Origin of the sequence: Actinomadura rubrisoli, from assembly GCF_004349215.1 — a bacterium.
GTDB classification, from domain to species: Bacteria; Actinomycetota; Actinomycetes; order Streptosporangiales; family Streptosporangiaceae; genus Spirillospora; species Spirillospora rubrisoli.
Genome location: NZ_SMKU01000042.1, coordinates 22,722 through 40,896, shown reverse-complemented (window position 1 = coordinate 40,896; position 18,175 = coordinate 22,722). Strand labels below are relative to the sequence as shown.

The following is an 18,175-nucleotide window of genomic DNA, read 5'->3' as shown; positions in this document are numbered from 1 at the left end:
GCTCCGCCCGGGTCCGCCCCCGGACGGCCGTCGTCACCGTCCTGCTGTGCGTGCTGCTGGCCGCCGTCGTCGTCGCGGCCCTGGGGATCGGCGACTTCCCGCTGTCGCCCCGGCAGGTGATCGCGACGCTGCTCGGCGGCGGCCCGCCCGGCGCGGAGTTCATCGTGATGGACCTGCGGTTGCCGCGGGTGCTGGTCGGCTGCACGGTCGGCGCGGCCTTCGCGCTGGGCGGCGCGGTCTTCCAGAGCCTCACCCGCAACCCGCTCGGCAGCCCCGACATCATCGGGTTCACCACCGGGTCGGCGTCCGGCGGGATCGCGGTCATTCTGCTGTTCGGCGGCGGCGCCGCGCAGATCGCCGCCGGAGCCGTCGCCGGGGGCCTGTGCACCGCGGTCGCGGTGTACCTGCTGGCCTTCCGCGGCGGCGTCCACGGGATCCGGCTCGTCCTCGTCGGCATCGGGATCAGCGCCCTGCTGGAGGCGCTCAACGCCTACCTGCTCAGCCGGGCGTCGGTGAACGAGGCGCAGAGCGCGTCCGCCTGGCTCGTCGGCAGCCTCAACGCCCGCGGCTGGGAGCACCTGCGCCCGCTGGCCGCCGCGCTCGCCGTGCTCGTGCCCTGCGCGGCGCTGCTCGCCACCCACCTGCGCATCCTGGAGTTCGGCGACGCCACCGCCACCGCGCTCGGCGTCCGCGCCGAGCGGTCCCGGCTCGCGCTGATGGCCGTCGGCGTCGGCCTCACCGCCGCCGGGACCGCCACCGCCGGGCCCGTCGCGTTCATCGCCCTGTCCGCACCGCAGCTCGCCAAGCGGCTCACGCGGGCGCCCGGCCCGAACCTGCTGCCCGCAGCCCTGACGGGCGCGGTGCTGCTGTGCCTCAGCGACCTGGCCGCGCAGCGGCTCCTCGCCCCCACCCAGCTTCCGGTGGGCGTCATGACCGGCGCGGTCGGCGGCGTCTACCTGGGCTGGCTGATGCTCACCGAATGGAGGGCCGGACGTGCCTGACCTCGACGACACGGCACCGGACGCCACCGGGCCCGCCGCCGCGCCGCCCGCCGGCCGCCTCGCGGCCCGTGGGCTGACCGCCGGCTACGACCGGCGCACCGTCATCGGCGGCCTCGACCTGGACGTCCCCGACGGGTCGTTCACGGTCATCGTCGGGCCGAACGCCTGCGGCAAGTCGACGCTCCTGCACACCCTGGCGCGCGTGCTCAGGCCCAAGGCCGGGACGGTGCTCCTGGACGGGGCCGCCATCGCCCGCCTCCCCTCCAAGGAGGTCGCCCGCCGCCTCGGCCTGCTCGCCCAGCAGCCCGTCACCCCGGACGCCATCACCGTGGCCGACCTGGTGTCGCGGGGCCGGCACCCGCACCGGCGCGCGCTGCGCGGCTGGTCCCGCGAGGACGACGCCGCCGTCGCCCGCGCCCTGGCCGCCACCGACACCGCGGCGCTGGCCGGCCGCCAGGTCGACGAGCTGTCCGGCGGGCAGCGCCAGCGCGTCTGGCTGGCCATGGTCCTCGCCCAGGACACGCCGATCATGCTGCTGGACGAGCCCACCACCTTCCTCGACATCTCCCACCAGATCGACATGCTCGACCTGTGCGCGTCGCTCCACGAGGACCACGCCCGCACCCTCGTGGTCGTCCTGCACGACCTCAACCACGCCTGCCGCTACGCCACCCACCTGATCGCCATGCGCGACGGCGCCGTCATCGCGCAGGGACCGCCCGACGAGATCGTCACCCCCGCCCTCATCGAGGAGGTCTTCGGCCTGCGCTGCCAGATCATCCCCGACCCGGTCACCGGCACCCCCCTCGTCGTCCCCCTGTCGCGCAGGCACGCCCGCCGCACCGCGGACCTGTGACACCCGTCCGACGCCGGACGCCCAGAACCCGGAGGACCCCGGATGCCCCTGCTCGCGGCCCCCGTCGCCCCGCTCGGCGGTGACGTCCTGCTCGTCTTCCTGCTCCAGGTCGGGATCCTGCTCGGCCTGGCCGTCCTGCTCGGGCGGCTGGCCGCGCGCGCCGGAATGCCCGCCGTGGTGGGCGAGCTGGCCGTCGGGCTCGTCCTGGGGCCCTCGCTCCTGCCGCACGTGGCGCCGGGGCTATCGGACTGGCTGCTGCCGCAGCGGCCCGAGCAGGCGCACCTGCTGGACGGCCTGGGCCAGGTCGGGGTGCTGATGCTGGTCGGCGTGACGGGCATGCACCTGGATCTGGAGCTGGTGCGGCGGCGGGCGGGCGCCGCGCTGGGGATCAGCCTGGGCGGGCTCGTCCCGCCGTTCGCGCTGGGCATCGGCCTGGGGCTGGTCCTTCCGGGGCTGTTCCTGTCCCCGTCGGCGGACCGGCTGGTGTTCGCGTTGTTCATGGGCGTGGCGATGTGCGTGAGCGCGATCCCGGTGATCGCCAAGACACTGATGGACCTGAACCTGCTGCACCGCAACATCGGGCAGCTGATCCTGACCGCGGGCATGGTCGACGACGCCTTCGGATGGCTGATGCTGGCAGTGGTGTCGGCGATGGCGGGCGGTGGCGGGCTGGGCGGCGACACGCTGACCGCCGCGGTCGCGCTGGTCGGCATCGTCGTCGCCGCCGCGCTGGTCGGCCGCCCGGTGGTGCGGGCGGCGTTCCGGCTCGGCGCCGGCCGCACCGCCTTGACACCCCGGCCCGGCACCGTCCCCGGCACCGCCCCCGGAGACGGTCCTGACGGCGGCACCGCCGCTGGGGCCCCGGCGGCGGTGGCGGCGGTGCTGATCCTCCTGGGCGCGGCGGGGACGCACGCGCTGCACCTGGAGGCGGTGTTCGGGGCGTTCGTGATGGGGATCCTGGTCGGGAACGCCTCGGGGGTGGACCCGGCGCGGCTGGCGCCGCTGCGGACGGTCACGCTGTCGGTGCTGGCGCCGGTGTTCTTCGCCACCGCCGGGCTGCGCATGGACCTGACCGAGCTGGCCCGCCCACAGGTCGCGCTCGGCGGCGCCGCCGTCCTGGCCATCGCCGTCGCCGGCAAGTTCGCCGGGGTCTACGCCGGCGCCCGCCTGAGCCGCATGACGTCGTGGGAGGGACTCGCCCTGGGCGCCGGCCTCAACGCCCGGGGCGTCATCGAGGTCGTCGTCGCCATGGTCGGGCTCCGCCTCGGCGTCCTGACCACCGCCGCCTACACCGTCATCGTCCTGGTCGCCATCGTCACCTCGGTCATGGCCCCGCCGATCCTCCGCTACGCGATGGCGCGCGTCGAGCACACCGCCGACGAGCACCTCCGTCGGCAGCGCCAGGACGGCCTGGTCAGCGGCGAGACGGCCCGCTCGCCCGGCTAGAACGGTCGGTCAGGTCGATCGGCCAGGACGGTCACCTGCGGGACGCCGGTGCGGGGATGGACGGCCACCTCGGCGTCGACGCGGTAGACCTCGGCCAGCAACTCCGGGGTGAGGACCCGCTCCGGAGCGCCCGCGGCGACGACGCGCCCGCCGTCCAGGACGCAGAGCCGGTCGCAGAACGCGGCGGCGAGATTGAGATCGTGCAGGGCGACCACGGCGGTGACGCCGAGCCCCCGGACGAGCCGCAACGCGTCGAGCTGGTGCCGCAGATCCAGGTGGTTGGTCGGCTCGTCCAGCACCATCGTCCCGGTGCGCTGGGCGAGCGCGCGGGCGATCAGCACCCGCTGCTTCTCGCCGCCCGACAATCGGTCGAACGGCGCTTCGGCGAGCCCGCCGACGTCGGCGGCGGCCAGCGAACCGGAGATGATGTCGCGGTCGGACGCGTCGTCCCCGGCGAAGGCCCGCTTGTGCGGCGTGCGCCCCATCGCGACGACGTCGTACACCGTGAGCTCGAAGTCGCCGGGCGTCTCCTGGAGGACGGCGGCCAGCCGCCGCGCGAGCCGCCTGCCGGGCATCCGCCAGACGTCCTCGCCGTCCAGCAGGACCCGTCCCGAAGTGGGACGCAGCGCCCGGTAGAAGGTGCGCAGAAGGGTGGATTTCCCGGCGCCGTTCGGGCCGACCAGGCCGACGACCTCGCCCGCCCCGGCCTCCAGCGACACGCGGTCGACCAGGGTCCTGCCGCCGAGGGCGACCGAGACCTCCTCGGCGCGCAGCGTCGCGGCCGGTGCCGTGCCCGCCGCCGTCACATCGCCCTCCGTCGCATCAGCCAGAGGAAGAACGGGCCGCCCAGCAGCGCCGTGAGGACGCCGACCGGGACCTCCTCGGGGGCGATGAGGGTGCGCGCGGCGAGGTCGGTGGCGATGAGGAAGGCCGCGCCGAGCAGCGCCGCGGCGGGCAGCGCCCGCCGGTGGTCGGCGCCGACGAGCAGCCGCACCACATGCGGCATGATCAGGCCGACGAAGCCGATCTGCCCGCTGACCGCGACGATCGTGCCGATCAGCAGGGCGACCAGGGTGAAGAGCGCGGCGCGGAAGCGGTGCACGTCCAGGCCCAGGGCGGCGGCCGCCTCCTCGCCGGCCAGCAGCAGGTTCAGCGACCGGGTGACCCCGAGCAGGACCGCCGTGCCGAGCAGCACGGCCGCCGCCGGGATCCACACGATCGTCCAGGTGGTCCCGGCGAGCCCGCCGAGCATCCAGCGCAGCGCCGCCTGGGTCTTGTGCGGGTCGTCCGAGGTGACGACGAGGAAGCTCGCCACCGCCGACAGCACCTCCGCCATGGCGACGCCCGCCAGCACCAGCCGGACCGTGGTCATGCGCCCGCCGGACCGGGCCAGGAAGTAGACCGCCGCCAGCGCCGCGAGGGCCCCGGCGAACGCCGCGAGCGGCACCGAGAACGTGCCGAGCGCCGTCAGCCCGAACACCATGACCAGCACCGCGCCGACCGTGGCCCCCGACGAGATCCCGAGCAGCATCGGGTCGGCCAGCGGGTTGCGCACCAGAGCCTGGAGCGCCGTGCCGCTGACCGCGAGCCCGGCGCCGACCAGCCCGGCCAGCAGCACGCGCGGCAGCCGGACGTCCACCACGATCGTCTCGCGGACCGGCGTCCAGGTCGGCTCGGCCAGCGCGGGATGCACCCGGTGCAGCAGGATCCCCCAGACCTGCCCGGCCGGGACGCCGACCGAGCCGATCGCGATCCCGGCCGTGGCGGCGGCGACCACGAGCCCCGCCAGCAGCGCGAGCACGAGGGCGTAGGACGTCCTGGTCAGGCCCGTCACCGGAAGCGGTCCGGGTGGAGCTGGCGCGCCAGCGATTCCACACCGGACGGCACCCGCACCCCCAGCACCGTGGACGACAGCGGCAGCACCGCGAACCGCTTGTTCCTGATCGCCGGGACGTCCTTGAACGCCGGATTGCCCAGCAGGAACCGCTTCTTGGCATCGGCGGTCTGATCGCCGTAGTCGTAGATGACGATCACTTCGGGCGCGCGTTCGGCGAACTGCTCGAACGACACGTCCCCGAACGCCTTGCCGACGCCCGCGAACAGGTTCACCGCGCCCGCCAGCCGGATCATCTCGTTGCCGACGCCCGCGCCGCCCGCGGTGAACACCGTCTTGTCGCCGCTGTCGTAGACGGCGACCTTGACCGGCCGTACCCCGGAGATCTTCGCCCTGACCGCGTCCAGCGTGGCGTGCAGCTTCGCGATCTCCTGCTCGCCCCGGCCGGGCACGCCGAAGATCCTGGCGATATTGCGGATCTCCTCGTCCATCCGGGCCGTGGTGACGGGGCCGGAGGGGCATGCTTCGAGGTTGAGGTAGGTGGCGATCCCGGCCTTGGCGAGCACGGCCCGGCCCCGTCCCTCCTTCTCGTCGAACGTGCTGGTGAAGCCGCCGTAGACGAAGTCGGGCTCGGCGGCCAGCAGCCGCTCGTACGAGGGGTACTCCTTCGAGATCACCTTGATCTTGTCGTAGGCGGCCTGGTACGCGGGCAGGACCCTGTCGTCCAGATAGCCGGTGCCCACCATCGAGCCCTGGAGCCCGAGCGCCAGCATGACCTCGGTCGCCTGCTGGTTCAGCGCCACCGCGCGGCGCGGCGGGGCCTTGTAGGTCGTCTTGACGCCGCAGTTGTCCATCGGCACCGGGAACCCCGGCGCGGCCGCCGCGCTCCGCCCGGAATCGGCACCGGAGCCTTCGCCCGTCCCGCCGCACCCGCTGATCAGCAGCGCCGCGGCCACCAGGCAGGCCGGCAGCGCGCGTCTAACCGTCATGAATCCAGGTCCTCCTCATCCGGGGAGATCCGCCCCAGTCATTTCGAGGAGGCGACCGCGTGAGTCTCCTGGCTCTCGGGTCGACGCTCGTCCCGGCCTTCCCACCCGCCGCGCGGGCAGTGGCCTTCTCGGGAGTCGCTCACCGATCACAGTGGCGGGACCGCGCCGGATTCACACCGGCTTCCTCGTTCCGCCGTCGCCTTCAGCCGACATCATGGCACATCCGGCGCGTCCGTCTCGGACCAGGTCAGAGCGGAACGCCGTCAGCCCAGCAGGTCGCGCAGGAACCGCCGGTAGTCCTCGTGCAGGTCGTGGCACGCCTGCCGGGCCTGCTCGAACTCGCCCCGGAGCACGCCGGCGGCCAGGACGCGGTGCCGCTCCAGCGTGGCCTCGTCCATGGTGCTGCCGTTGGGGCTGATCTTGAGCACGGTCGAGATCTCGCCGGTGAAGTCCTCCCAGAGGCGGACCGCGGTCGCCGAGCGGGCGCAGGCGACGATCGCGCGATGGAACCGGTGGTCGGCGCGCGTCGCCAGGGTGCCGTGCGCGACGCACCGTTCGAGTTCGGCCAGCGCGGCCTCGACCTCGGCGATCTCCGCCGCGCCGGGGTCGCACCGCGTCGCCACGCCGAGGACGCCGCACTCGATCACCTCGCGCATCACGGTCACCTCGACGAGGGACCGCTGCGCGTCCTGGGACTGGACCGCGACGTCCTTGGCGGTCACGAAGGCGCCCCGTCCCACCTGGATGTCGACCAGCCCGAGCGAGCTCAGCATGCCGAGCGCCTCGCGGACGACGGGCCGGGAGACGCCGAACGACTCCGAGAGCCGCCGCTCCGACGGGAGCCGCTCGCCGGGCCCGTACCGCCGGGCCCGGATGTCCTGGAGCAGCTGGTCGGCGACGCGCGAGCGCTGGGTACCCGCGCTCACCAGTGCCCACTCCCGCGCCGCGTCATCACCGGGTCGACTCCTTCGTTCGCTCATGCAACATACCGGGCGGCTCGGCCGCGGTCGGCGCGGAGGTGACGCCGCTCTGCGACAGGACCCTGGACAGGAGCTGGGACGCATTGCTACATTCCCGGCAACTGGTAATACCAGTAATACCAGAGGACGGCCCTTAAGCGGAGAAGAGGTGCTCGCCGGTGCGTGACAGCAAGCCCGTCCCGGAGCCCGCCGTCCCGGAGACCACGGTCCCGGAGACCGCAGTGCCGGAGACCACGGGGGCGCCGTGGGCCCCGCGGATCGGGGTCGACGGCCGCAAGTTCCCGGGCGCCATGCGGGGCGGGTGCCACGACACCCTCGCCCGCGCCCACGAGGCGGGCTTCGGCGGTGTCTTCTTCCGCACCGTCCTCGACATGAGCCCGGCCCTCGACGCGGGCGAGCTGCGGGAGATCCGCGACCACGCCGACGATCTCGGCATGTACCTGGAGGCGGGCCTGGGCAAGGTCAACCCGTTCGCCACTCCGGAGGCGCCCGAGCTGCGGGCGGCGGGCGGCGGCGACATCCTGCTCGGGTTCCGCCGGATGATGGAGGCCGCCGCGCGGATCGGGTGCGTAGAGCTGTGGGCGGCCACGACCAACTACCAGGCCGGATACCCCGGCAAGTTCGTCTGGGACCGGTTCCGCACCGACGTGACCTGGCCGGCGCAGCTCGCGGCGACCCGCCGCTTCCTGAAGCGGCTGCGCCCGATCGCCCTCGACCTCGGGGTGCACATCAACCTGGAGACGCACGAGGAGATCACCTCGTTCGAGCTCGTCGAGCTGGTCGAGGCGGTGGGTCCGGACGCGTGCGGCATCGTCTTCGACACGGCCAACCCGCTCCAGCGCCTTGAGCATCCGCGGTACACCGCCGACCGGGTCGCGCCCTACGTACGGCAGACGCAGCTCAAGGACTGCGCGCTCACCCCGGTCGAGGGTGGCTACCGGTTCGACCTGACGCCCTGCGGGGACGGCCTGGTCGACTTCGCGTACGTCCTGTCGGCGCTCGCCCGCACCGCCCCGGCGGTGAACCTGACGATCGAGAACCAGGAGTCGCGCGAGGACTTCCCCGGCCCGGCGCCGGTCACGGTGCTGCCGATCCGCGACCCGGACTTCGTCGGCTCGCACTCCGACCTGACCGTCGCCGAGTTCGCCGCGCTCACCGACCTGGTGCACGACCGCGCGTCGCGGGACCCGCGGGCCAGGGCCTCGGCCGCGCCGGCCCGCTTCGGCGACGCCGAGGCGATGGCCGCCGTGCTGCGCAGCCTGGACCACCTCACACAGGTCCGCGAACGCGTGGCCGCCGCGTCCCGTCCCCTGGCGGTGACGGCATGACGGCCGTGCAGGGCTCGCCGCCGGCAGAGACATCGGCCCCCACCCAGGAGGACACCGCTCCCATGCGGGTCGGGATCGACGGGCGCAAAGTGCCCGGTGCCACGGGACGGCCGAGCATCGAGCGGCTGGACCTGGCCAAGGACCTGGGCCTCGACGGGGTGTTCTACCGGACGATCTTCGACATGGACCCCGGCCTGGATCCCGGCCGGCTGGCCGAGCACCGCCGGCATGCCGACGGCCTCGGGCTCTACCTCGAAACCGGCGTGGGCAACGTCAACCCGTACGCGATGGCCGAGCACCCCCATCTGCGCCGCGCGGGCGAAGGCGACACCGTGCTCGGCTTCCGCCGCGCGATCGAGGCGGCGGCCGGGATCGGGTGCCGGGAGCTGTGGGCCGTCACCGGCGGCTTCAAGAACTACCCGGGCCGGTTCGCCTACGACCGCTTCCGGACCGACGTCGACTGGCAGGCGCAGCTCGCCGAGACCGCGCGCTTCCTGGAGCTGCTCGCGCCGATCTGCCGGGACCACGGCGTCCACCTCAACCTGGAGACCCACGAGGAGATCACCTCCTTCGAGCTGGTCCGGCTGATCGAGCGCGTCGGCCCCGACGTCCTGGGCATCACCTTCGACACCACCAACCTCCTGCAACGCGGGGAGAACCCGCTGGAGAGCGCCCGGCGGGTGGCGCCGTACGTCCGCCAGACCCATGTCAAGGACTGCCTCCTCGGCATCGGGGACGACGGGCTGCGCTACCAGCTCCGGCCGGTGGGGAGCGGCGCGCTCGACGTGCCGGCGATCCTCCGGACGCTGCGGGACGCCGGAGCCCGGCCCAACCTCAGCCTGGAGACCCTGACCTCCGCGTCCGAGTCCGGCGGGGGCGAGGACGGCCTGCACCCGTACCTGCGCCCGCTGACGATCGAGATGTACGACCCGGTCTGGCACGCCATGCACCCGGACCTGACCTCCGCCGAGTTCGCCGCCACCATCCGGCTCGCGGTGGAGGGCGACCGCAGGGTGGCCGAAGGCGATGCCGAGTCGATGGCCGCGTTCGCGGGGCGCCCGTTCACCCACGCCGACGCGGTGGCCTTCGTCCAGGCGGGCGCCGCCCACCTGCGCTCGCTCGCGCCCGTGGGGAGGATGTCGTGCACGAGGTAGCGGCCGCGGCCGGGGCGCTGCCCGTCCGCTGGGACGAGCTCTGGCGGCGGGCCGGTGACGACGCGCTCGACGCGATCGTGGTCCTCGGCGCTCCGGGATGCCTGGGGCCGTCCGCCGACTCGCCCGGCGACGTGCGGTTCCTCACCGGCTGGACGCCGCCTTTCGGCCCGTCCGCCGTCGTGCTCCGCCGCGACCTGCGGCCGGTGGTGCTCGCGATCGGGCCGCATGACGCCCGGGGGTTCCGTGCGCGGCTGGGCGACGCGGCGGAGGTCCGGCAGGTGGCCGGGCCTGGAGTGCTCGCCGACTCGGTGGCCGGGCTCCTTGAGGCATCGCGAACCGGCGGTGAGGGCAGTGCGGGTGTCACGGGCGGCGCGGGTGTCACGGGTGTCGCCGGGCTGTCGGAGCTGCCCGCTGCGCTGGCGGACGCGCTGCGCGGGGCCCTGGGCGAGCCGCGGCCGGTCGACGGTCACCTCCACGCGTTGAGGGTGCGCCACTACGCCGACTTCACGTACCGGGCGACGGCCGTCGCGGCGATCTCTGACGCGATGGTCGAGCGGGTCTTCGCCGAGGCCGCCGCGCGCCCCTGCTCCGGCGCCGAGCTGATGATCCTGGCCGAACAGGTCGGACGGTCCCTCGGCGCCGAGACCGCCGGATGCTGGATCGCGACCGGCCCGGCACCGTCCACCACCTACTTCGAGCAGCGGGAGCTGCGGGAGGTCCTCGCCGACGGGGACCGCCTCCAGATCGGGACCACCGTCCGCTATGAGGGCTTCTACGGCCAGAGCCTCAGGATGGCCGTGATGGGCCGCCCGCCGGCCCTGCTGGAGGAGCACGCCCGCCGCCTGGTGGCCGTCCAGGACGAGATCGCCGCGCTGATGCGGCCCGGTGTGCCGCTCGCGGACGTCGCCGCCCGCATGGCCGAGCTCGTCGGCGAAGCGTGCCCCTACCCGGCGGGGGAGGACCCGTTCCGGTTCCAGTTCTGCCACGGGCTGGGGCTCAGCTACTCCGAACCGGCCATGCGCGCCATCAGCGGTGCGGGCCAGGCCGACCCCGCGTTCGCGGACGCCGTCCTCGCAGACGGCATGGTGGTGGAGGTCCACCCGAACTACTCCGTGCCGGACCTCGGGCACGTGTGCGCCGGGGACATGGCGCAGGTGACCCCGGCCGGAGCCGTCTGGCTCACCTCATCGGCCCGCGGCCTCGTCCGCCTCGGCACCGCCCCCGGCTAGCTCCCGGCCGGTTCCACCCCACCTCACGAAGGGCGCCACCGTGATCGAACAATCCCAGATCATCTCCGGTTCAGGCGGCACGACGCCGAGGTCGCCGGTCCGTTCCCGCCGGGACGTCCTCAAGGCCGCGGCGGCGGGGTCACTGCTGGCCGGCGCGGGGACGCTGGCGGCGGCCTGCGGAGGCGGCGCGGCGGCCGGCGGCTCCGGCTCCAAGACCCGGCTCAAGGTCGCGCTGGGGTGGGTGACCAACATCGAGTTCGCCGGGTTCTGGCTGGCCGTCGAGCGGGGCTACTACCGCGACGAGGGCCTCGACGTCGTGTTCAAGGGAGGCGGCACCAACTCCCCGCTCCCGCACGTCCAGCTCGCCTCGGGCGCGGTCGACCTCGCGGTCGACCCCAACATGCGCCAGGTGCTCGAAGTGATCGGCAAGGGCAACGACCTGGTGGTGCTCGGCGCCCAGTTCCAGACCGACCCCAACGGGCTGCTCTCGCTGTCCAAGCGCCCGCTGTCCAGGCCGAGCGACCTGCCCGGCCTGCGGATCCTCAGCCAGCAGGGAACGCAGCCGGTCCTGGAGGGCCTCTACAAGGCCAACAACCTCAAGCCCGACTTCACGTTCATCCCCACCGGGTTCGACCCCGGCGCCCTGATCCAGGGCAAGGGCGACGCCTACAACTGCTTCGTCACCAACCAGCCCATCACGCTGGAGACCAAGTTCGGGCTGAGACGCGGCGCGGGCTACGAGGTCGTGACCTACGGCGCCCTGGGCTGCCCGGCCTACGCCAGCCTCATCTCGTGCAAGCGCTCCATGGTGGACCGGCGCCGCGACGTCGTCGTGAAGTTCATGCGGGCGTCCGCGCGCGGCTGGCAGGACAACCTGGCCGACCCCGGCGCCGCGGTGAAGGTCGTGATGCGCAAGTACGGCGTCGACCTCGGCCTCAACGAGAAGCAGCAGAGCCGCCAGAACGAGCTGCAGAAACCGCTGACCGAGAGCGCCTTGACCAAGTCCAAAGGGATGCTGCGCATCGATCCGGAGCTCATGAAGTCCCAGATGTACCCGTGGCTCCGGTTGGCGGGCGCGGCGCGGCTGCCGGACGCCGACAAGGTCGTCGACACCTCGATCCTCGACGAGGTGTTCAAGAACGGCCCCCGGCTTTGAGCGGCGCCATGGTCGACAACGGGCGCCCCTCCAGGGGCGGGCACGACGAGCCGGCCGCGGACACCGCCGCGGTGGAGCTTCGCGGGGTCGTCAAGGAGTTCCCCCTGTCGCGCCGGCGCGAGCCCCTGTGCGCTCTGGACGGGTTCGATCTGACGGTCGCGCGCGGCGAGTTCGTCGCCCTGCTCGGGCCGTCGGGCTGCGGCAAGTCGACGGTGCTGCGAATGATCGCCGGGCTGGAGGCCCCCACCCGGGGCTCGGTCCAGGTCGAGGGCGGCGCTCCGTCCGCGCTGATCGCCGAGCACCGCCTCGGCGTCGCGTTCCAGGACTCGGCGCTGCTGCCGTGGGCGAGCGCGTGGGACAACATCGCGCTGCCGTTCCGGCTGGCCGGACGCCCCGTCCCCGAGCAGCGGATCCGCGCCCTGCTGGAGACGGTCGGGCTGGAGGGCTTCGCCCGGGCCCGTCCGAGGCAGCTGTCCGGCGGGATGCGGCAGCGGGTCTCGATCGCCAGGTCCATGGCGCTGGACCCCGACGTGCTCTTGCTGGACGAGCCGTTCGGCGCGCTGGACGCCGTCACCCGCCGCCGCCTCAACCTCGAACTCGGGGCCGTCTGGGCGCAGCGGCGCACCACCACCGTGCTGGTGACCCACGACGTGGCCGAGGCCGTCCTGCTCGCCGACCGGGTGGTCGTGATGACCGGCCGCCCCGGCTCGCTGGCCCACGTCGAGCCCGTCCCGGCGCCGCGGCCGCGCGGGGAGGACTTCACCCGCGGCCACGACTTCCACGACGTCGTCGACCGGCTCATCTCCCTGCTCGACGACCCCGCCGGCGGCCCGCGATGAGCCGCCGGCAGCACACGATGAACACCGCGCGCGGACTGGGCACCAGCGTCCTGGGCGTCGCCATCCTGCTGGGGCTGTTCGAGGCGGTCGGCCGGACCGGGGTCGCCGGGGAGACCTGGCCGCCGCTGTCCTCCGTCCTCGCCTACAGCGTCGATGAGCCGGGACGGGTGGTCCTCGCGCGCGCGACCAAGGCGACCGTGGCCGAGGCGTCGGCCGGGCTCCTCATCGGCGTCCTCGCCGGGGTCGTCGCCGCCGGGCTGGGCCTGCTGGTCCCGTGGCTGCGGACGGGCATGAGCCAGCTGGCGATCCTGCTCAGCACCCTGCCGCTGATCGCGCTCGGCCCGGTCCTGGTCACCACGGTCGGCAACGAGCGGACGCCCGCGGTGATCGCGGCGCTCGGCTCGGGCTTCGCGGTCTTCGTCGCGATGTCCTCGGCGTTCTCCCGTCCGGCGACGGACCTGGACGACCTGTTCCAGGTCCTCGGCGCCTCGCGGACGAGCACCATGGTGCGGCTGCGCGCCCCCGCGGCGGTCCCGGCCTTCCTCGACGGGCTGGCGCTGGCCGCCCCGGCGGCCCTGCTCGGCGCGGTCGTGGGGGAGTGGTTCGGAGCCCCGCGCGGCATCGGCCTCCTGCTTGTCAGCTCGATGCAGAACTTCGAGGTCGTCCAGCTGTGGGCGGCCGCGCTGTGCGTCTCGGCCGTGTCCCTGGCCGCCTACGGGACGCTGTCCGGCGTCCGCCGGGCCTCGGTCCGCCGATTCACCTGAGGAGGACCCCGTGAACCACGCGCGCACCCCGCGGATCCTGCTGCGCTCCCTCCAGGTCGCCTGGCCGGCCGTCCTCCTCGTCGGCGGATGGGCGCTGTGGGTCAGGGCGAACGGGTACACCGAGCTGGTGGCCCCGATGCCGCAGAGCGTGGCCGCCGACATCCTCACCCACCCGGGCGCCTACCTGGGACCGGTGCTCACCACGGCCTGGACGGCCCTGGCCGGGCTGGTCGCCGGGACGCTCGTGGGTTGCGTCCTCGCCGTCCTGGTCTGGTCCTCCCGGATCCTGACCGCCGTGCTGACCCCGGCGGCGGTGCTGATGCGGTCGGTGCCGGTGGTGGCGATCGTGCCGGTCATGATCGGACTGCTCGGCACCGGCAGGCCCTCGGTCGTCGCGATCACCGTGGTGGTGACCTTCTTCCCGGCGTTCAGCCTGGTCGCCTCCGGCCTGAGAGCACCGCCCGCGAGCACCCGGGACGTCTTCGCGGTGCTCGGCGCGTCGAAGACGGCCACCCTGGCCCGCCTGCTGATCCCGTACGCGGTGCCGAACGCGCTGGTGGCCGTCCGCATCGCCGCCCCCAGCACGATCCTGTCGGCGATGCTGGCCGAGTTCCTCATCGGCAAGAGCGGCCTGGGGTTCATGTTCGTCGACTCCGTGTCCTACTCCCACTACGCCCGCGCGTGGGGGACCGGCGTGGTCGCCACGGCACTCGCGGTCGCGGCGTTCGTCGCCGCGACCCGGCTGGAGCGCTGGACCCTCGCCCGGGTGGCGTGATTCCACCGCATCCTCACGGGAGAACACGCATGCACGATCACGACCGTGTCCGGCAGGCGGACGGCGCGTTCCGGGTCAGCCCGTTCAACGCCCGGCCCGAGCTCCACGACGCCTACGACTGGCCCGTCCCGCTCACCCTCATCGACAGCACGCTGCGCAAGACGTTGTTCACGGCCGGCACCGTCACCAGCATCGACGGGTTCCTGCGGATCGCCGAGCAGCTCGCGCTGGCCGGGGTGCGGCACGAGTGCCTCAACGTGGACTGGACCGGCGCCACCACACCGCCCGAACGCCAGCTTGAGCTGGTCCGGGCGGTCGGCTCCCGCGACTTCGGGTTCACCCTGAACGTGTTCGCCGACACCCTGCTGTCCGACGGGGAGCGCACTCCGCCGGTCGGCATGCGCGAGACCGCCGAGCTGCTCGTCGGCCTCGGCGCCGACACCCTGGCCCCCGGGATCGTCCCGGCCGCCGGTCCGGACGCCCGGGCCCGCCAGATGGACGAGCTGGAGGCGCTCTTCGAGGTGGCCCGAGACCTCGGCGCGGGGGTGACCGTCACCCTCGCGCAGGTGGGCCTGCGCGACCTCGACGAGATGGTGCCCGCGGTCAACCGCGCGATCGAGCTCGGGGCGCTGCGGATCGACCTGATGGACTCGGTGAGCAGCCTCGGCCCGGAGGCGTTGAAGCTGTTCGTCCGGACGTTCCGCGACCGGCTGGCGGCGCCCGTGCCGCTGACCATGCACACCCACGACGACTTCGGCCTCGCCGCCGCGTGCACCCTTGCGGCCGCGACGGCCGGCGCGTCCCCCGACGTCGCCGCCGGAGGCGTGTCGTACCGGTGCGGCTTCGCCGCGATGGAGGAAGTGGTGCTCGCCCTGGAGACCCTCTACGGCGTGCGCACCGGCATCGACCTGACGGCGCTCACGCGGCTCGCGCGGACGGTGGCCCGGGAGTCGGGCCTTCCCATCCCGCCGCTCAAGCCGGTCGTCGGCCGGTACGCCTACCTGCGCCACATGCCCCGCGACGTCGCCGCCGCGCTGCGCGACGGGCCCGACGCCTTCCCGCCGCCGTCGTCGTGCGTGGCTCCCGCGATGGTCGGCGGCCGGCTGGAGTGGGTGTGGGACAGCCTCGGCACCGACGACATGGCCGCGGCTCTGGCCCAGTCCCGCGGCGAGACGCTCACCGCCGAGGAGACGTCCTGCGTCCGGCGGGCCCTGGACGCCGCGGTGGCCGGCATCGAGCGGTACCCGCGATGGCTCGAACCCGGCCGCGTCGCCGAGATCTTCGACCGGACCCTCGCCGATCTGCGCCGCCGGGAGACCACGGTCCCGGCCGCCGTCACCGACTCCGCCGTCGAAGCCGGGGTGGCGGCCTTCGACGCGCTCGACCCGCGCCGGGCCGCCGAGCTGGCGTACACCTGCTGCGCCTGGGCGCCGTGGGCGGACCGGCTGGCCGTCGGGCGCCCGTACCGCACCTGGGACGCGCTGGACGAGGCGGCCCGCGCGGGCCTGGCGGGCCTGGGGGAGGACTCGCTCGCGGCGCTGGTGGACAAGCACCCGCCGATCGGCGCCGAAACCGGGAACGCGGACATGCGGCGGCGCATGGAGAACACCCGGTCGCAAGAGCTGTCCGTGGCCCGCGCGGAACTGACCGCGATCGTCCGGACCCGGCTCCGCCGCATGGCGGCTATCGAAGGCGGGACGGGGCGTTGGTCCGCTTGATGGCCTGCCGGATATCGTCGATCGAGTCCCGCACGCTCCGGGGCGTCCTCCCGTCCCGGCCGAATTGGTCGAGGGTGGCCAGGAGGCGGGATCGGGGGCGGCTCGACCCGACAGTCCCTTCCAAGGAGAGCAACTCGCCGGTGGTGGAATCCATATCGGTCCAGGCCCGGGATTCCAGTTGCGCGTGCAGCAGGATGCACAGATAGAGGAAACGGTCCCTGCGCGCCTCCGGCGGGGCGGCCGAGAGAGCGCTCTGGATGTGGGAAAGCGCCGGCCTCCATTCACCGAGGCTGCCGAGCATCGCGCCGGTGGCGTGGGTGAACCCTCGTTCGGAGACCCACCAAGCCCAGCCGGGATCGCGGTCGCGGGTGCCCTCGGAAAGCAGGCCCTTCGCCAGATCCAGCGTCTTGAAGGCATCGCTCTTGAGACCCATCTGGGCATGGGCACGGGCCACTCGCAGCTGGAACATGGCCGTGAGGCGGGGGGTGAGCCCGCCTCGGTCGAGGATCGGGCGGACCAGGTCGAGGGTTCTTTCCGGGCGTCTCAGATAGGTGGCCTGAAGGCTCATGTTGTGCAGGACGAACAGTTCCATCGAGCGGTCACCGGCACTGCGCGCGAGATTCAGCGCGAACCTGTTGCCGCGAAGCGACATGGGGTGCCGGTTCGCATCGCACAGCAGCCATGCCGTGACCTCCGCCAGTTCGGCGAGGGCGGCTTCAAGGTCACGCCTGGCGCTCTTCCTCACGCCGCGTCGGCGGAGGTCCTGGCGCGCCGCTTTCAGGGTCCTCAACGCAAGGGCGGAAGCCCGGTCTCCGCCGTGCCGGATATCGAGCGCCACAAGGTGCTGCACATGCTGCCGCACGTCGAGGACGTCGTCCTCATCGAGCGGGCCCAGCTCCGCGGAGAGAATCATCCGCGCCGGCCTCGCGTGCTCGCCAATGTCTGGGCGTCGATGCCTGAAGCCGATCGGGCGAACGCGTCCGCCAGCAGGGTCAGCCAGCGAATCTGGCTGGGCAGATCGTCTCCGGGAGCGGCGGGGACCACGTCCGCCGGCGCCGAGGCCGGACGGCCGTCGGCCTTGGCGCGCAGGGCCGCGCGGAGCTGGAACGCCTCCACGGCCGCCTGGAACGCCGCACCGTCCAGCCCGGCCGCGGACGCCCTTTCCCGGGCGGCGTCCGCATCGTCGGGATGGACGAATGGGCGCAGCGCGAGCTGACCGTCCAGGATCTCAATGACACGCCGGTAGAGCCGCATATTCAGGCCCCGGGAGGGAAGCTTGCCGGCGAGTCCCGGGCGAGGCTCCTTGGCTATCGTCGGATTGGCCTGGTACAGAGCGAACCAGAGCGGATAGAGCCGGTAGTAGGCACGGAATTCGCCGATCGACCGGCGAGCGGCGGACAGCGACGGGCCCCAGCCCGGAATCGTCCACCCCATCAGTTCCAGCAGGGAGCCGGTGTCCCCGGCCAGCCACTGTAAGGGGTCCCAGGGCTCCATGTCCGCGCCGGCCTGCACACCGGCGATCTCCACGTAGCGCATTATGCAGTACACCAGGATGAAGCCCGCGCCCGCGGCGACGATCCACATGCCGCGGCGCAGCCAGGCCCGAGCGGCGATTCCCGCATAGCGGATGGAGACCCGCATCGTGATGATCTGGCCGATGGCGACGACGCTGACATAGGCGTACAGATATGCCGCATAGCGGGGGTTGTCCAGGTTCAGCAGGCTGGCCGTCTCCGCCGTGCGCCGCTTGTCGGGCAGCGCGAAGGCGAAGAGGGCGATCAGGGATATCAGGAGCGGGCCGAAAACACCGATGATCTTGTAGCTCTTCGTCCTGGCGGCCTCCGGAGGATGCGACCAGTGCATGAGCACGATCAACTGGGCCGCCGTGAGGACGACGATGATGCAGTGGATGAGGATGGTCGTCGTGTTCTTGTAGCCGAACAGGTCCGCGATATGCGGCCATATGAAGTCCAGCCCCAGGAAGAAGCTCAGGAACGAGCAGGTGAAATAGGTGCAGATGGCTATCAGGGCGGGATCGGCGACGTCGCGCACGAGCCTTGGCAGCGTGTAGAGCAAGGCCGCCAGAGCGCCGATCATGCAGGTCCA

General features: G+C 73.2%; 17 protein-coding genes and 1 riboswitch. Of the genes, 11 read left to right on the top strand and 6 right to left on the bottom strand.

Annotation, left to right across the window (positions count from 1 at the left end; all coding sequences use genetic code 11):
- The 3 genes from E1298_RS11475 to E1298_RS11465 form a co-directional block, all read left to right on the top strand.
- Positions 1–1,001 (top strand): FecCD family ABC transporter permease (locus E1298_RS11475; RefSeq protein ID WP_243725517.1); only part of this gene is annotated, 1,001 nt, incomplete at its 5' end.
- Between the two features lie 73 nt (positions 1,002–1,074).
- Positions 1,075–1,857: an ABC transporter ATP-binding protein gene (locus E1298_RS11470; protein WP_131892175.1), complete on the top strand. Its 783-nt coding sequence runs from the start codon at positions 1,075–1,077 to the stop codon at positions 1,855–1,857.
- Positions 1,858–1,899: 42 nt separating this feature from the next.
- Positions 1,900–3,303 carry a cation:proton antiporter gene (locus E1298_RS11465; RefSeq protein ID WP_131892159.1) on the top strand — a complete coding sequence of 468 codons (1,404 nt, stop codon included), beginning with the start codon at positions 1,900–1,902 and terminating at the stop codon, positions 3,301–3,303.
- Here E1298_RS11465 and E1298_RS11460 read toward each other — a convergent pair.
- The 4 genes from E1298_RS11460 to E1298_RS11445 all read right to left on the bottom strand — a co-directional run bounded on the left by E1298_RS11460 (position 3,300) and on the right by E1298_RS11445 (position 7,052).
- Complete coding sequence (locus E1298_RS11460) at positions 3,300–4,109, bottom strand: ABC transporter ATP-binding protein (protein ID WP_131892157.1); 810 nt, start codon at positions 4,107–4,109, stop codon at positions 3,300–3,302. The genes E1298_RS11465 and E1298_RS11460 overlap by 4 nt on opposite strands.
- Positions 4,106–5,137 (bottom strand): FecCD family ABC transporter permease, encoded by a 1,032-nt coding sequence (locus tag E1298_RS11455; RefSeq protein WP_131892155.1) that lies wholly within the window; start codon positions 5,135–5,137, stop codon positions 4,106–4,108. Before E1298_RS11455 ends, E1298_RS11460 begins: the two co-directional genes overlap by 4 nt.
- A complete protein-coding gene (locus E1298_RS11450) occupies positions 5,134–6,126 on the bottom strand; it encodes an ABC transporter substrate-binding protein (RefSeq protein ID WP_131892153.1) in 993 nt (330 codons plus the stop codon). The genes E1298_RS11455 and E1298_RS11450 overlap by 4 nt, the downstream gene beginning before the upstream one ends.
- A 45-nt stretch (positions 6,127–6,171) precedes the next feature.
- Positions 6,172–6,349, bottom strand: a riboswitch (cobalamin riboswitch).
- Between the two features lie 40 nt (positions 6,350–6,389).
- Positions 6,390–7,052, bottom strand: coding sequence for a FadR/GntR family transcriptional regulator (locus tag E1298_RS11445; RefSeq protein WP_165975421.1), 663 nt, complete (start codon positions 7,050–7,052; stop codon positions 6,390–6,392).
- Between the two features lie 212 nt (positions 7,053–7,264).
- Here E1298_RS11445 and E1298_RS11440 point away from each other — a divergent pair, with 212 nt between their 5' ends.
- From E1298_RS11440 to E1298_RS11405, 8 genes are read left to right on the top strand one after another with little or no spacing between them, the layout of a single operon-like run.
- Positions 7,265–8,434 carry a sugar phosphate isomerase/epimerase family protein gene (locus tag E1298_RS11440; protein ID WP_207944566.1) on the top strand — a complete coding sequence of 390 codons (1,170 nt, stop codon included), beginning with the start codon at positions 7,265–7,267 and terminating at the stop codon, positions 8,432–8,434.
- Complete coding sequence (locus E1298_RS11435; protein WP_207944565.1) at positions 8,431–9,588, top strand: sugar phosphate isomerase/epimerase family protein; 1,158 nt, start codon at positions 8,431–8,433, stop codon at positions 9,586–9,588. Before E1298_RS11440 ends, E1298_RS11435 begins: the two co-directional genes overlap by 4 nt.
- Positions 9,576–10,817, top strand: a complete 1,242-nt coding sequence (locus E1298_RS11430; protein ID WP_131892149.1) for a M24 family metallopeptidase — start codon at positions 9,576–9,578, stop codon at positions 10,815–10,817. Before E1298_RS11435 ends, E1298_RS11430 begins: the two co-directional genes overlap by 13 nt.
- 40 nt (positions 10,818–10,857) lie before the next feature.
- Complete coding sequence (locus E1298_RS11425; RefSeq protein WP_131892147.1) at positions 10,858–11,973, top strand: ABC transporter substrate-binding protein; 1,116 nt, start codon at positions 10,858–10,860, stop codon at positions 11,971–11,973.
- 8 nt (positions 11,974–11,981) lie between these two features.
- On the top strand, positions 11,982–12,812 hold the full coding sequence (locus tag E1298_RS11420) for an ABC transporter ATP-binding protein (protein WP_131892145.1): 831 nt from the start codon (positions 11,982–11,984) through the stop codon (positions 12,810–12,812).
- Positions 12,809–13,576: an ABC transporter permease gene (locus E1298_RS11415; protein ID WP_207944564.1), complete on the top strand. Its 768-nt coding sequence runs from the start codon at positions 12,809–12,811 to the stop codon at positions 13,574–13,576. Before E1298_RS11420 ends, E1298_RS11415 begins: the two co-directional genes overlap by 4 nt.
- A 10-nt stretch (positions 13,577–13,586) precedes the next feature.
- Positions 13,587–14,351: an ABC transporter permease gene (locus E1298_RS11410; protein WP_131892143.1), complete on the top strand. Its 765-nt coding sequence runs from the start codon at positions 13,587–13,589 to the stop codon at positions 14,349–14,351.
- A gap of 29 nt (positions 14,352–14,380) precedes the next feature.
- Positions 14,381–16,069, top strand: a complete 1,689-nt coding sequence (locus E1298_RS11405) for a 2-oxo-4-hydroxy-4-carboxy-5-ureidoimidazoline decarboxylase (RefSeq protein ID WP_131892141.1) — start codon at positions 14,381–14,383, stop codon at positions 16,067–16,069.
- Here the strand turns inward: E1298_RS11405 and E1298_RS11400 are convergent.
- Positions 16,035–16,982 (bottom strand): NsdA family TPR-like regulatory protein, encoded by a 948-nt coding sequence (locus E1298_RS11400; protein WP_131892139.1) that lies wholly within the window; start codon positions 16,980–16,982, stop codon positions 16,035–16,037. The two genes, E1298_RS11405 and E1298_RS11400, sit on opposite strands and share 35 nt — an antisense overlap.
- Positions 16,979–18,166: an MAB_1171c family putative transporter gene (locus E1298_RS11395; protein WP_131892137.1), complete on the bottom strand. Its 1,188-nt coding sequence runs from the start codon at positions 18,164–18,166 to the stop codon at positions 16,979–16,981. Before E1298_RS11395 ends, E1298_RS11400 begins: the two co-directional genes overlap by 4 nt.
- Positions 18,167–18,175 lie beyond the last annotated feature (9 nt).